Origin of the sequence: Pseudoalteromonas sp. NZS127_1 (genome assembly GCF_015864295.1) — a bacterium.
Classification (GTDB): domain Bacteria; phylum Pseudomonadota; class Gammaproteobacteria; order Enterobacterales; family Alteromonadaceae; genus Pseudoalteromonas; species Pseudoalteromonas arctica.
The window spans coordinates 728,777-741,892 of sequence record NZ_JADYXO010000001.1 but is presented as its reverse complement, the minus strand read 5'-3'; the positions used below and the strand labels follow the sequence as shown (position 1 = coordinate 741,892).

Annotated in this window: 14 protein-coding genes; 6 read left to right on the top strand and 8 right to left on the bottom strand. The window is 39.2% G+C overall.

Features of this window, described 5'->3' with window-relative positions:
• Positions 1-116: 116 nt before the first annotated feature.
• A complete protein-coding gene (locus I6F50_RS03060) occupies positions 117-617 on the bottom strand; it encodes a fasciclin domain-containing protein (RefSeq protein ID WP_165727380.1) in 501 nt (166 codons plus the stop codon).
• 183 nt (positions 618-800) lie between these two features.
• Here I6F50_RS03060 and lepB point away from each other — a divergent pair, with 183 nt between their 5' ends.
• Positions 801-1,451: a signal peptidase I gene (gene lepB, locus I6F50_RS03055; RefSeq protein ID WP_197175285.1), complete on the top strand. Its 651-nt coding sequence runs from the start codon at positions 801-803 to the stop codon at positions 1,449-1,451.
• Between the two features lie 81 nt (positions 1,452-1,532).
• Here lepB and I6F50_RS03050 read toward each other — a convergent pair whose 3' ends face one another.
• Positions 1,533-2,180: a bifunctional 4-hydroxy-2-oxoglutarate aldolase/2-dehydro-3-deoxy-phosphogluconate aldolase gene (locus I6F50_RS03050; protein WP_165727382.1), complete on the bottom strand. Its 648-nt coding sequence runs from the start codon at positions 2,178-2,180 to the stop codon at positions 1,533-1,535.
• Positions 2,181-2,301: 121 nt separating this feature from the next.
• Positions 2,302-4,323: a methionine--tRNA ligase gene (gene metG, locus I6F50_RS03045; RefSeq protein ID WP_197175283.1), complete on the bottom strand. Its 2,022-nt coding sequence runs from the start codon at positions 4,321-4,323 to the stop codon at positions 2,302-2,304.
• 187 nt (positions 4,324-4,510) lie between these two features.
• On the opposite strand from metG, the gene apbC reads away from it, so the two are divergent.
• Together apbC and dcd are read left to right on the top strand one after the other, a co-directional pair.
• On the top strand, positions 4,511-5,587 hold the full coding sequence (gene apbC, locus I6F50_RS03040; protein WP_197175281.1) for an iron-sulfur cluster carrier protein ApbC: 1,077 nt from the start codon (positions 4,511-4,513) through the stop codon (positions 5,585-5,587).
• Between the two features lie 6 nt (positions 5,588-5,593).
• Positions 5,594-6,178 (top strand): dCTP deaminase, encoded by a 585-nt coding sequence (dcd, locus tag I6F50_RS03035; RefSeq protein WP_007582539.1) that lies wholly within the window; start codon positions 5,594-5,596, stop codon positions 6,176-6,178.
• A 229-nt stretch (positions 6,179-6,407) separates the two neighbouring features.
• On the opposite strand, the gene I6F50_RS03030 is transcribed toward dcd, so the two are convergent.
• The gene (locus I6F50_RS03030) at positions 6,408-7,331 is read right to left on the bottom strand and encodes a GlxA family transcriptional regulator (protein WP_166421413.1); all 924 of its coding nucleotides are present in this window, start codon (positions 7,329-7,331) and stop codon (positions 6,408-6,410) included.
• 99 nt (positions 7,332-7,430) lie between these two features.
• On the opposite strand from I6F50_RS03030, the gene I6F50_RS03025 reads away from it, so the two are divergent.
• Positions 7,431-7,994, top strand: a complete 564-nt coding sequence (locus I6F50_RS03025; protein WP_197175279.1) for a cysteine hydrolase family protein — start codon at positions 7,431-7,433, stop codon at positions 7,992-7,994.
• Positions 7,995-8,042: 48 nt separating this feature from the next.
• Here the strand turns inward: I6F50_RS03025 and I6F50_RS03020 are convergent, their stop codons facing one another.
• Positions 8,043-8,825, bottom strand: a complete 783-nt coding sequence (locus I6F50_RS03020; protein ID WP_165727525.1) for a CLCA_X family protein — start codon at positions 8,823-8,825, stop codon at positions 8,043-8,045.
• A 24-nt stretch (positions 8,826-8,849) separates the two neighbouring features.
• Positions 8,850-9,446, bottom strand: coding sequence for a tRNA-uridine aminocarboxypropyltransferase (locus tag I6F50_RS03015; RefSeq protein WP_024590433.1), 597 nt, complete (start codon positions 9,444-9,446; stop codon positions 8,850-8,852).
• A 137-nt stretch (positions 9,447-9,583) separates the two neighbouring features.
• On the opposite strand from I6F50_RS03015, the gene I6F50_RS03010 reads away from it, so the two are divergent.
• Both I6F50_RS03010 and I6F50_RS03005 read left to right on the top strand, forming a co-directional pair.
• Positions 9,584-9,928, top strand: coding sequence for an Hpt domain-containing protein (locus I6F50_RS03010; RefSeq protein WP_007582543.1), 345 nt, complete (start codon positions 9,584-9,586; stop codon positions 9,926-9,928).
• 367 nt (positions 9,929-10,295) lie between these two features.
• Entirely contained in the window at positions 10,296-11,513 is a 1,218-nt protein-coding gene (locus I6F50_RS03005) for a pyridoxal phosphate-dependent aminotransferase (protein ID WP_010554238.1), read from the top strand.
• 333 nt (positions 11,514-11,846) lie between these two features.
• On the opposite strand, the gene I6F50_RS03000 is transcribed toward I6F50_RS03005, so the two are convergent.
• Positions 11,847-12,314: a glycine zipper 2TM domain-containing protein gene (locus tag I6F50_RS03000; RefSeq protein WP_165740185.1), complete on the bottom strand. Its 468-nt coding sequence runs from the start codon at positions 12,312-12,314 to the stop codon at positions 11,847-11,849.
• 177 nt (positions 12,315-12,491) lie between these two features.
• Positions 12,492-13,112, bottom strand: coding sequence for a penicillin-binding protein activator LpoB (gene lpoB, locus I6F50_RS02995; protein WP_007375407.1), 621 nt, complete (start codon positions 13,110-13,112; stop codon positions 12,492-12,494).
• Between the last annotated feature and the right edge of the window lie 4 nt (positions 13,113-13,116).

Genomic DNA, 13,116 nt, shown 5'->3' with positions numbered 1-13,116 from the left:
CATCCACTTCGAAGGTAGGTTAGATGGTGTGCTAGATATTTAGCAATTTAGGCTGACACAGAATTCTGAACGCCCTCATTTACTTATGCTTTTTTATTTGACTTATTCTTTTATGACTACTCTTTTGGAAGTAGTACGGTGTCGATAACATGAATTACGCCGTTGCTTGCTTTTACATCAGCTTTTACAACTTTAGCATCATTTATCATTACGCCCATGCTGTCGGCTTTAACCATAACTGATTGGCCTTGTAGTGTTTTCGCACTGTCTACCTTCATTACATCGGCTCCCATCACTTTTCCAGACACTACGTGATAAGTTAATACCGCCGTTAGCTTGTCTTTGTTTTCAGGCTTGAGTAGCATTTCAACAGTGCCTTCAGGTAATTTAGAAAATGCAGCATCTGTTGGTGCAAAAATAGTAAATGGTCCTTTACCTTGCAGTGTTTCAACTAAACCTGCGGCTTTAACAGCAGCAACAAGAGTAGTGAACGAACCATTTTCAACGGCTACTTCAACAACGTCTTTTTTCATACCATGATGATCAGCATAAGCCATTGTAGTAAATCCAAGGCTTGCAGTTGTAAACAATAATGCAGTAGTAATTTTCTTAAACATTTTATTTTCCTTTAAGTTAATACCCGTTGGTTTCGTTAAATGTTACGACGCTCTAAATTTAATCGATCAATTAAAATTAGTAGTCAACATGTTTTGTTACATCATTGATTGAACTGCAGCTAGTTAGCAAAGTCATATAAATAGTTACTCAATTAAAGACTTGTTCAATTGAAGGGAATAGGCATGAAATTAGTTTATAAGTTTTGGAAAAATAACCGCTCTCTTATCGTATTTATTGCACTGATGAGCGTATTTAGAAGCGCTGTTGCCGATTGGTACGAAGTGCCAACAGGCTCAATGAAACCGACAATTCAAGAAGGTGACAGAATACTTACCGATAAAATGGCCTACGATATTCGCGTCCCATTTACGCACATAAAATTACTTAAATTAGCGGATCCACAAGCTGGTGATATTATTGTTTTTGACTCACAAGCTGCCGATAACCGTTTAATTAAACGTGTAATTGGTGTGCAAGGAGACACCGTTGCGCTTGAAAATAATGAGCTCATTATTAATGGTAAAAAACTTAATTATGCAGATCAGCGAAGCAACATAGACTCGCTTGATAAAATTGAAAATTTAAACGGATTAGAGCATTCGATAAGAGTGGCAAATATTCCTTCACGTTTATCGGGGTTTGATGCAATTACAATTCCTGATGATTATTACTTAGCAATGGGCGATAACCGCGACAATAGCGCTGACTCGCGTGTAATAGGTTTAATTCCGCGTAACGAGTTATTAGGAAAAGCAGAACGCGTTATAGTGTCACTTGATTACGATAATTATTACCTACCAAGAAAAGATCGCGTATTGAAAAAGCTGAATTAATTAGTAGTAATTAATTTTGTATAGCGCCCAATCAAATTTTATGAGCACACATTTGGCTATTTTATAAATAAAATAAACTGCCTATTTAGGCAGTTTACTTATATAGTTTTTTACAAGCTTGGTAAGGTGGCTACGCTCTTGTTCGGTATTTAATACCTTACAAAAATCGCCACTTACTGCCGCGCCACAAGCACCTGCTTCAAACCATTGTGATAAATTATCTAAATTCACACCACCAACAGGTATTAATTGTGCTTCTGAAAATGGACCTGTTAATGCTTTAAAGTAACCAACGCCCATACTGCCCGCAGGAAATACCTTAATAATATCTGCCTTATATTCAATTGCATTTGCTACATCGGTAGGTGTTAGCGCGCCCATTAATACCGGCAACCCGTGCTGGTGGGCAAGTTCGACAACCGATTTGTTGGTATTTGGCGTTACAATAAACTGCGCGCCTGCATCAATTGCTTGCTGAGCAAGGGTGGTGTTAATTATTGTGCCTGCACCAATAAGTGCGTTTTTATGAGCTGCGCGTGCTTTTGTTATTTCTTGCTCAAAGCCAGGCGTGTTTGAAGTGATTTCGAGTGCGTTTATGCCTGCATTAACTAAGCAATCAATTAATGGAGCTACGTCGCTTTGTTGTTTTAAGCGTAAGATTGCGAGTAACTTATATTGCTTGATTAGCGCACTGGTATTTAGTCTTTGGGTATCAAGGTTGCTGGTCATGGTTGTTGATCTAAAAAATATTTTAATACACTGATATTATTTAAATAATGCTTATAAAGCAAATAGGGAAGCCCATAAAAAAACCGCTGATGTATCAGCGGTTTTTATTGTATGAGTAATATTACATTACGCGCATACCAGGCTCTGAGCCGTCATCTGGGTTAAGAATATAAATTTCTTTTCCGCCAGGACCTGCTGCTAATACCATGCCCTCAGACATACCAAAGCGCATTTTACGAGGCTTAAGGTTAGCGACCATAACGGTTAACTTACCTTCGAGATCCTCTGGTGCGTAAGCTGATTTAATACCTGCAAACACTTGGCGAGTTTCGCCGCCTAAATCAAGTGTTAGCTTAAGTAGTTTATCAGCGCCTTCTACGTGCTCTGCTTTAGCAATTTTAGCTACGCGTAAGTCTACTTTTGCAAAGTCATCAAATTCTATTTCGTCGCTAATCGGCTCTTTTGCAAGTGGGCTGTTAGGGTCAATAGTTACTTTTGGCGCTAAGCTTTCTTTAGATTCTTCAACCATTTTATTTACTTTATCCATTTCAACACGCTGCATTAACGGTTTAAATTTATTGATAGGGTGGCTTACGAGAGCATTTTGAACGCCGTCCCATGCAAGGTCGTCATTTAAAAATGCTTGTACGTTGTCGGCCATTTCTGGTAGCACTGGTTTTAAGTAAGTAATTAAAACGCGGAACAAGTTAAGACCAAGAGAACACACTTCGTGTGCTTCTTGTTGCTTAGTTTCGTCTTTAATTAATACCCAAGGTGCTGCGCCATCAATAAATTGGTTTGCTTTGTCGGCAAGCGCCATTATTTCGCGAATTGCGCGGCTGTAATCGCGGTTCTCATAGTGTGTTGTAATGCTAGGTGCAGCCGCTTGAAACTCTGCTAACAGCTCTGGTTGCATAATAGTGCTGCTTAGCTTGCCATCAAACTTTTTAGTAATAAAGCCAGCACAACGGCTCGCTATGTTTACTACTTTACCTACTAGGTCTGAATTTACGCGTTGTGCAAAGTCTTCTAGGTTTAAATCAAGATCAACAATACCGCTGCTTAATTTTGCTGCGTAGTAGTAACGTAAGTACTCTGGGTTTAAGTTATCTAAATAAGTACGCGCTTTAATAAACGTACCCTTTGATTTAGACATTTTTTCGCCATTTACAGTAACAAAACCATGAGCGAATACGTTAGTTGGCTTTCTAAAATTAGCGCCTTCTAACATTGCTGGCCAAAATAAGCTGTGGAAATAAATGATGTCTTTACCAATAAAGTGATAAAGCTCAGCGTCTGAACCTTCAGCCCAAAACTCATCAAAGTTGATGCCTTTTTTATCACATAGGTTTTTAAAGCTCGCCATGTAACCAATAGGTGCATCTAACCAAACGTAAAAATATTTGCCCGGTGCATTTGGAATTTCAAAACCAAAGTAAGGCGCATCACGGCTAATATCCCACTGCTGCAGGCCATCGGTAAACCATTCGTCTAGCTTGTTAGCCATTTCTTGTTGAATAGTGCCCGAGTGTAACCACTCTTTTAGCATGCCTTCAAATGCTGGCAGGTCAAAAAAGTAATGTTCAGAATCTTTAAGTACAGGCTCTGCACCTGACATTACAGAACGCGGATTAATGAGTTCGGTAGGGCTGTATGTAGCACCACACGAATCACAACTGTCGCCGTTTTGGTTTTCAGATTTACACGTTGGGCAAGTACCAGTTACAAAACGATCGGGTAAGAAAATACCTTTTTCTGGATCGAATAATTGCGAAATAGTGTGCTTTTTAATATGACCGGCATCGTTTAGGCGGCTATAAATAAGTTCGCTTAATTCTTTGTTTTCTTGGCTATGCGTGCTGTGGTAGTTATCAAATTTGATATTAAAGTCAGCGAAGTCGCGTTGGCGCTCTATGCTCACTTGTTTTACCATTTCTTCAGGCGTGATCCCTTGCTTTTGCGCATTAAGCATAATTGGCGTGCCGTGGGCATCGTCTGCGCAAACATAATAAGCTTCGTGGCCCTGTAGTTTTTGAAAACGTGACCAAATATCAGTTTGAATATATTCCAATAAATGACCTAGGTGAGTAGGGCCATTTGCATAAGGTAATGCGCTGGTAATCAGGATCTTTCGCTGCGTCATAATCATTCCGAATTGAGGATAAAACGCCGTTTTTATTATACAAACGGCAATTATCATTAATTTATCTACAAGCTATCTGCTTAGAGTGCGCACAGCTTATGGATTTTTATTAATTGACTGGTGTTAATGCCCTGAATGTTACATAATTCCGTGGCACTTTTCATCAAAGAAACGCTATTTAATTGCTATGTTTGGACTGTCGAAACTATTCTCTTCTAAATCGGTGCAAAAACAACCGATTATTACTGCCTTAGCGGCATATCGTAGTGCGGCTTTTGCCGTCGGTATTGACGAAAGCTTCATTAATACTATTACTCAAAATGACGATAAATCACTACACATTAAATTAACCCTGCCATTTGCTGGGCAATCAGAAATGCCTTTAGTTGAGCTACACGTAAGTGAAAGCTTAAATGTGCCTGTAACAATTAGCGCCAAGGTTACCATTAAAGAGGCGGCTAAATTTAAGGCGATTAAGCATATTGTGCTTATTGCCTCAGGCAAAGGCGGAGTAGGTAAGTCGACTACTGCTGTTAACTTGGCGGGCGCCCTTAAAAACGAAGGCGCGAAGGTCGGTATTTTAGACGCCGATATTTATGGCCCGTCGATTCCAATGCTTTTAGGCTTGGTGGGCGCAGAGCCCGTCACTAAAGATAACAAACAGCTACAGCCTTTTGATGCCAACGGCATTAAAGCGCAGTCAATTGGCTTTTTAGTGCCAAGTGATGATGCCACCGTATGGCGTGGGCCAATGGCGTCTGGCGCGCTGAGTCAGTTACTTAACGAGACTGATTGGGGCGAGCTTGACTACTTAATTGTTGATATGCCACCGGGCACTGGTGATATTCAACTTACAATGAGCCAAAAAGTACCAGCGAGTGGCACTGTTATTGTCACTACGCCGCAAGACTTAGCGCTAGCCGATGCACAAAAAGGCATTGCTATGTTTAATAAAGTAAACGTGCCGGTGCTAGGCTTAATAGAAAATATGAGCCACTACATTTGCAGCCACTGCGGTGAGGCAAATCACGTATTTGGTAAAGACGGTGCACAAAAGCTGGCGCACAAGCATGGCGTGCCAGTACTTAGCCATATTCCACTTGCAATAGATATACGTGAGTATTCTGAGCAAGGTAAACTTATTGCAAACGATAACGACGCGGCAATAAGCAAAACATACAGCGCAGCAGCGAGGCTTATAGCCAGCACGCTCTATTATCAACAGCATCACAATGCAATTGAAATTGTGATTACAGAAGATTAATAAATAATGAGACTTTCAGACACACATATTAATGAATACCTAAGCGATGGTCGCATTGTTATTGAGCCTGCGCCAACAAGTGACATGATTTCAGGCGTAACTGCCGATTTGCGATTAGGTAATAAATTTAGAACTTTTAATGCACACAACGCGGCATACGTCGATTTAAGTGGTCCAAAAGATCAGTTAAATAAAGCAATGGAATCAATCATGAGTGAAGAAATAGTGCTTGATGAAGGTGAAGCATTCTTTTTACACCCAGGTGAGCTTGCTCTAGCTATTACACACGAAAAAGTAACGTTGCCAGCAGACATAGTAGGGTGGTTAGATGGACGCTCGTCGCTTGCACGTTTAGGTTTAATGGTGCATGTAACTGCGCACCGAATAGACCCAGGCTGGAGCGGTAATATTGTTTTAGAGTTTTACAACTCAGGTAAATTACCACTGGCGCTTCGCCCACTGATGAAAATTGGGGCTATGAGCTTTGAAATGCTATCGGGCCCGTGTGAAAACCCATACAACATCCGTAAAGATGCAAAATATAAAGATCAAAACAGTGCAGTAGCAAGTCGTATTAGTGACGATAAGTAACCACTAAATAAAGCTTTTATTCGTCCATTTTATGAAGCGCATAACCCAGTAGTGCAAAATACTGGTTAAGCGCTTCATTTGCTTTATTAAGTGGGTGCAACAAGTTTGCTAAGTATAAAGATGAAAGCTTTATACCTTTAATTCAATATTTACAATAATAGCCATTTATTTTAATAGTGAAGTGAGAATACAACGGTAATTAATGATTCTTCCCTTTGGTACTATCTATTCAAACAAATCTTTCTTTAAACGCCGTAGGGCTTAATCCGATTATCTTAATAAATACTTTGCGAAAACTGTTTACATCGTCATAGCCAATATTCAGAGCCACTCGCTCAAAACTGTGAGTGGTCGATTCTAATAGCTCACATGCCTTTTGCACTCTTATTTTTTGAATATACTGTATCGGCTTTAATGTTGTGGCATGGGTAAATTGTCGAAGAAATGTTCGCTCGCTCATACAGGCCAAAGCTGCTAGTACAGAAACATTCAGTGTTTTACTATAATTTGCTTGAATGAAATGCTGAACTAGTAATATTTGTTTATTCCCGTGATTAAGTTTTGGCGAAAAACTACCGTAATAGCGTTGTTCTCTTCTACCCGTATCAACGATAAGAAACTTTCCAAGTGTACGCATAACGTGTGGTTTTGTGAATTGAGCCACGATTTCTAGCCCTAGATCAATCCATGACATCAGCCCACCTGCGCTAATAATATCACCGTCATTAATTAGTAAACTTTCAATCTCAAGAGATACTTTAGGGAATGCCTCATGAAATTCATCAGCTAATTGCCAATGTGTTGTAGCAACACGATTATTTAATAAGCCTGTTTTGGCAAGTATAAATGCACCAGCGCAAGCAGAGCATAATATAGTCCCTTTTTGATGAGCCTCGTTGAGGTATTGCAACAACTTGGGTTGAGGCGTGAAGAAATAATCACCATCTAAGTTTGGTGGGAGAATAATAATATCATTTTGGCTCATCCCATCTAAATCTATATCGGGCTGAATGACCTTTACAGAGAACTGAACTTCAAGCTGGCTTTCTATAACTATCCTGTTTGCCAAAAAAAATAACTCTTTAAAGCCTTGTACTGCACTTTGTAGGGCGTTGGGGTAGTCGATAATTGTGATCTGAACATGCTTTGTCATTTTTAAACTGATTTATGGCTATTTCGCCATCGGTGTAATGAGTTGATGTTTTGCATAATAGTCTCAACAGATAACCTAAACAACATAAGAGAGATTATTATGTCTAACATAGCATTACTACTTATTGATTTACAAAACGATTATTACTCTACATTCGAAGGAGCTAAATGGCCTCTGTCTGGAACTGAAAAAGCCTCAGAAAATGCAGCAATACTACTAGCTCAATTTCGTGATAATGGTATGCCTGTAGTTCATGTTCGTCATGAGTTTCCTTCTGACGAGGCTCCGTTCTTTGTGCCTAACTCTGATGGTGCGAAAATCCATCCTACGGTTACTCCAATTGAAGGTGAGCCGGTCGTTTTAAAGCATCAAATAAATAGTTTTCGCGATACAGATTTACAAAGAGTACTAGAAGAGCTCAACGTTGAAAGGTTGATTATTGTTGGTGCTATGAGCCATATGTGTATTGATGCTGTCACTTGTGCTGCAGTAGATTTTGGCTATGAATGTCATGTAGCACATGATGCTTGTGCTACATTAGATCTTGAATTTAATGGGGTGGTAGTATCTGCACATAATGTTCATCATGCATTTATGGCTGCATTGAGCTTTGGTTATTGTAATGTTCAGAGCACAGACAAATTACTAGATTTAGTTCGCTAACCATTAGTACAGGTAATGGTTTAGCTAAGCATCACTTTAAGAGCTGATTTAATCCATTTTATGAAGCGCATAACCCAGTAGTTCAAAGTACTGGTTAAGCGCTTCATTTGCTTTATTAATATGCCCAATATTTGGGTATATTAAATTACTACTTTGTAAGCCCCCCACTAAAAAGCTATTTTTTATATTTGAATGCTGCTCAATACAGGCTTCAAAACACCGTGCTGCAAGCTCTTCTGGCATGCTCATATAATTCATATTGTGGGCTTTATCGTGTTCTATACACGTTTGTACAAAGTTATTTGCATCAACGCCGTGCTCATCTAAAAATACATGTTTATAAAAACTGTTCAAAGCATTATTAAGTGGATGCGATAAATTAGGCGTGTTTGAAAGCCATAATTTTGAGGCAAAACCAAATCGTGGTTTTGCTGCAAATAAATGCTCGCTTATATGATGGTCAAACGCATGAAACCATTCGTGAGCAAGTGCACCACCGCCTGCATTTTTTGCAAGGGCAAGCGTTTGAGAAGCTGCATTATAATGCGCTTGTACACCTTTTTGACCGCCATGCCCAAATGCAAAATTAAGTTTGCCACGAAGACCAATAGCTTTGGGCGGTAAATGCAGTATTTGTGCAAGGTCGGCCAGTGCATCGTAAATTAAATTAGCGCTAATGTAGCGCTCTTCTTTAGTTACCCATTTACCGACGACCATTGATCTAAAGCCAAAGGTATCTCTTATATCGCTAAAGTCGACTTGGTCGTCAAAGCGATAGTCGGGGCCTTGGCGAGTAAAGCCACGTTTTAGCCTGTTAGGGTAGTTACGCATTGCAAGTTTCATATAGTAACGAATTTAATCTAAGTAACGTGCTTTTACGTGCTCGGGCATGTGTTGGGTTTGTTTTTGTATTAATTCATCAAGCACATTATAAAGTGGTGCAGGATTTAGCTGCTCTATTAAAAACAAACTATGCGCTACAGCTTCAAGTGTGGATAGGCTGTCAGCCCTAGGGGCTTTACGAATAGCATAACGATTTTTAGGTAACTGTTTAAAACTGACCGTTTTGAATTGATTTAGCAATGTGGTGAGCTGCAAAATTTTGTAGGCTTTTTTCCATGTACCATCAACCACGATTAAATGGGTGATGTTTTTTATATTAGATTGCTCAGCGCTATCGTCTAAATTAATAGCGTTTTCGTTAGGGTAGAGCAAAACAGTTGAGCTTACGGGCAGTGATTTAAGAATAGAAAAGTCGTCATTATTTTCGCCTTTGACTATTTGGCAATCAGTTAGACACAAATTGAGTAGTTTAGCGGTATTTTTTGCTATTTTTTCTTCGCTTGGGTGCTGTAGAATAATAACCTTAACTTTGTTGTTTATATTTGTAATTGCGCTGCAAATACAGGTGTTAAGTGCAAAGTTACAATGATTACAAAGTGTGCGTGCCATTTAATAAACTTTTTGTTGCCAGTATGATCCTCGCAATTATACATTTATGAGGTAATTAAGTTGGTTTTTTTTACGCATCAATATAAAGTAGTACTATTAAACTGTAATTTACATGGATTGTTTTAAGGGCTTAAAATATGACAGAAATAAATATTGATACATCAGCATTAGAGAGTATGGAATCGTTATTGGGTGAGCAGTTTGCTGATACACTTGATTTTTGCTGCTCGGAGTTTGAGCGTTTAGGCTCTGAAGTTTTAGCAACCATTGGAAAAGACAGAGAAGCGGCGATTCGTCATTCTCATAGCTTAAAATCTAACGCTGCTCAGTTTGGTGCTTCAAGCCTTGCTGAAGTATCTCGCGTTATTGAACAAAATTTAAACCTAGATAACTTAGCTGAAGCCATCGACGCATCTAATAGCTTAATGGCTCAAGTAACAGGCTCTCAAGCTAAGCTAAATGAATGGTTAGCATCTCGTTAATTATTGAAACTGAAACGTGAATTTATTTCAGTATTAAGCGTTTAAATAGGCTGGCATTTTACGCCTTTACTAGGTTAGTCTAAAGACTCACTAGGGCGTGTTGATCTTTCGGGATTGAATTTGCAACGAGTGTTTGGTTTTTAGGTTAGGCAGAGCCTATGCAGTGTGGTTTTCCCACATAAATAGGCGATAACAACACATAAAATCCAAACACGCATTGCCCAGAGGGTTCTTCCTAGGGGCTATTTTCTCTTTGTTACTCAATTTTTACTTAGCCCACTAGGTTACAAATCTCGCGCCGCGATTAAATCGCCCCTAGGTTGAACAAATTTAATCCATAAAGTCAATACGCCCTAAAGAGGTAAAAATGTCTGATATTAAAAAGAGTCACAAATTAGAAGGTGTATGTTATGACATTCGTGGGCCGGTTTTAGCGCAAGCTAAAAAAATGGAAGACGAAGGTCAAAAAGTATTAAAATTGAATATAGGTAATCCGGCTGCTTTTGGTTTTGATATGCCAGAAGATATGCACCGAGATATTATCCGCAACTTATATTCAGCCCAAGGTTACTGTGACTCTAAAGGCCTCTATTCTGCCCGCGTGGCTATTTATCAACACTATCAACAACGTGGATTACATAATTTAGATGTAGATAACATTTATATTGGTAATGGCGTAAGCGAACTTATTCAGATGATCACCCAAGCGCTATTAAATAATGGCGACGAAGTGCTTATTCCTGCTCCAGATTATCCACTTTGGACTGCTTCGGTCACGTTATCGGGTGGTAATCCCGTGCATTATTTATGTGATGAAGAGCAAGATTGGTTTCCGGACATTGCAGATATAAAAAGTAAAATCACGTCTAAAACTAAAGCTCTGGTATTAATTAATCCTAATAATCCTACTGGTGCGGTTTACAGTGATGATTTGTTAATGCAATTAATTGATATAGCGCGTGAACATAAACTGCTGTTATTGAGCGATGAGATTTACGAAAAGATTTTATACGATGGTATAACGCATACTTCAATCGGCTCACTTTGCGACGATGTGCCTATTATTACTTTTAATGGTTTAGCAAAAACATACCGTGCAGCGGGGCTGAGAATGGGGTGGATGGTTCTAAGCGGTCGTACCTCGGTAATGGATGATTTACGCAAAGGCCTAGAAATACTTTCATCTATGCGTTTGTGCGCCAATGTACCTGCGCAGTATGCGATTCAACAAGCACTTGGCGGCGTGCAATCAATTGATAGTCTAATAAACCCGGGTGGGCGCTTATATGAGCAGCGTGATATTGCATGGCGTGGATTAAATGATATTGAAGGCATTAGTTGTAAAAAACCTAAAGGCGCACTCTATGCGTTTGCCAAAGTAGATACAGCACTTTTTAACGTCAAAGATGATGAAAAGATGATGTACGATTTGCTAAAAGCCGAAAAAATATTACTTGTGCATGGCAGGGCGTTTAATTGGCCAGATCCTGATCATTTTAGGTTGGTCTTTTTACCAAGCAAAGATGATTTATCGGATGCGATGTTAAAAATGAAGCGCTTTTTTAAAGATTATCGCCAAGTATAGTTATTAAAAAATAATAAAAAAACGAGCCAAATTTGGCTCGTTTTTTACTTTAGTCATGAATATATTAACAGGGCGTGTTGATCTTTGTGGATTGAAATTTGTTCAATCTAGGGGCGATTAAATCGCGAAGCGAGGTTTGTAACCTAGTGGGCTAAGTAAAAACCGAGCAACAAAGAGTTAATTGCCGCTAGGCAGAACCCTTCGGGCAGCGCATGTTTGGCATTTATGCTGCGTTATCGCCTATTTATAGGGAAAAACCACATTTCATAGGCTCTGCCTTGTCTAAATACCAAACATTCTGCTGCAAATTCAACCACCAAAGTTCAGCACGGCCTAGTACGCTTTATCTACACGCACTGTGTTGTCGTTCAAGTACACTAATCTTACGTTATCGCCTTTGCTAAAACGCATTGATTGGTCCTGATCTTGAACAACCATAAACTGGTCGCCATTTTCAACTTGTATTAATAACTCTACAAAGTGATTTTGCTGATAATGACTTTGCTGCTGCCTATTATGTGCAACACTGCCGCCAATTACCGAACCTAATATTGTTGCTACTGTACGGCCGCTACCACCACCAAACTGGTTGCCTACTACGCCGCCGAGTAATGCACCACCAAAGGTTTGCCAGCCGTTGTTTTTGTCTTGAATGATTTCTTGCTCGGTAATATTGCGTACCGATTTTACGCCACCAAATAAAACTTGCTGCACAGGGACTGCTTTATTGCGCTCGTATTTAGCAAACGTAGGCGCGCTTATTGTAAGTAAAGCGCATATAATTACAGTAATTGCTTTCATAACTTGCTCCTTTTATACCAACCTGCATAAATCTTTGATCAATTTAACGAATTAAATTGCGCTATAACGTCGTTAAAAATTTTTATTTAGAACAACTAAATACAAAAATTTTTGCCTAGTACTAGCGTAATTTTCTTAACGTTAAATAGACCCCATATATAAGCAGATTGGTATTGGCTACCAGCCAAAGGTTGATTTTTCTTTAGTTTTACGAATTTCAGTTTCGTCTGCCCACTCAACTAGGCCGCTTTCCATATCCATTAAACGCATTGTAAATTTGTAGTATACGTCTGATTTATCGGCATTTGATTTAACGATGCTTGATAAGTTTCCGTATAACATATATTGCGCACCAATTTGTTTACCAAATGCAACGGCTGTTGCAGGGTTAACAAGAGCATCTTCATTTTGAAACGTTAATTGCTCACGTACTGACTCAACACGGGTCATATCTACAAAACGGAACTTACCGCTGCGTAGCATTTGTGTTGAGATTGAATCGGTGATTGATTCTGTATCAATGTGCTCGCTGGTTTTATTTTTAATACGCTCAACAAATACTACAGGGCGTTTATTAGCGGTCATTGTGCCAACAACAGGTGAGCTGAGTAATGAGTCGGTCATTTGGCTCGCTACTTTTTGTAAGTCGGTAGAACCAAAATTAATATCTGTTGTTTCTACTGCTTGTGCATCGCCATAACTTACTACGGCTTTATTAGCACAGCCACTTAATACTAAAGCGCTCAAGCCAACTAAAGCGTAAGTTGATGCTGTTTTAAATTTGTTACTGATGATCATGGTT

Bases quoted from the DNA above. Each gene is read 5' to 3' on its own strand.
- I6F50_RS03060 (WP_165727380.1), bottom strand. From the start codon at position 617: ATGTTTAAGAAAATTACTACTGCATTATTGTTTACAACTGCAAGCCTT.
- lepB (WP_197175285.1), top strand. From the start codon at position 801: ATGAAATTAGTTTATAAGTTTTGGAAAAATAACCGCTCTCTTATCGTA.
- I6F50_RS03050 (WP_165727382.1), bottom strand. From the start codon at position 2,180: ATGACCAGCAACCTTGATACCCAAAGACTAAATACCAGTGCGCTAATC.
- metG (WP_197175283.1), bottom strand. From the start codon at position 4,323: ATGACGCAGCGAAAGATCCTGATTACCAGCGCATTACCTTATGCAAAT.
- apbC (WP_197175281.1), top strand. From the start codon at position 4,511: ATGTTTGGACTGTCGAAACTATTCTCTTCTAAATCGGTGCAAAAACAA.
- dcd (WP_007582539.1), top strand. From the start codon at position 5,594: ATGAGACTTTCAGACACACATATTAATGAATACCTAAGCGATGGTCGC.
- I6F50_RS03030 (WP_166421413.1), bottom strand. From the start codon at position 7,331: ATGACAAAGCATGTTCAGATCACAATTATCGACTACCCCAACGCCCTA.
- I6F50_RS03025 (WP_197175279.1), top strand. From the start codon at position 7,431: ATGTCTAACATAGCATTACTACTTATTGATTTACAAAACGATTATTAC.
- I6F50_RS03020 (WP_165727525.1), bottom strand. From the start codon at position 8,825: ATGCGTAACTACCCTAACAGGCTAAAACGTGGCTTTACTCGCCAAGGC.
- I6F50_RS03015 (WP_024590433.1), bottom strand. From the start codon at position 9,446: ATGGCACGCACACTTTGTAATCATTGTAACTTTGCACTTAACACCTGT.
- I6F50_RS03010 (WP_007582543.1), top strand. From the start codon at position 9,584: ATGACAGAAATAAATATTGATACATCAGCATTAGAGAGTATGGAATCG.
- I6F50_RS03005 (WP_010554238.1), top strand. From the start codon at position 10,296: ATGTCTGATATTAAAAAGAGTCACAAATTAGAAGGTGTATGTTATGAC.
- I6F50_RS03000 (WP_165740185.1), bottom strand. From the start codon at position 12,314: ATGAAAGCAATTACTGTAATTATATGCGCTTTACTTACAATAAGCGCG.
- lpoB (WP_007375407.1), bottom strand. From the start codon at position 13,112: ATGATCATCAGTAACAAATTTAAAACAGCATCAACTTACGCTTTAGTT.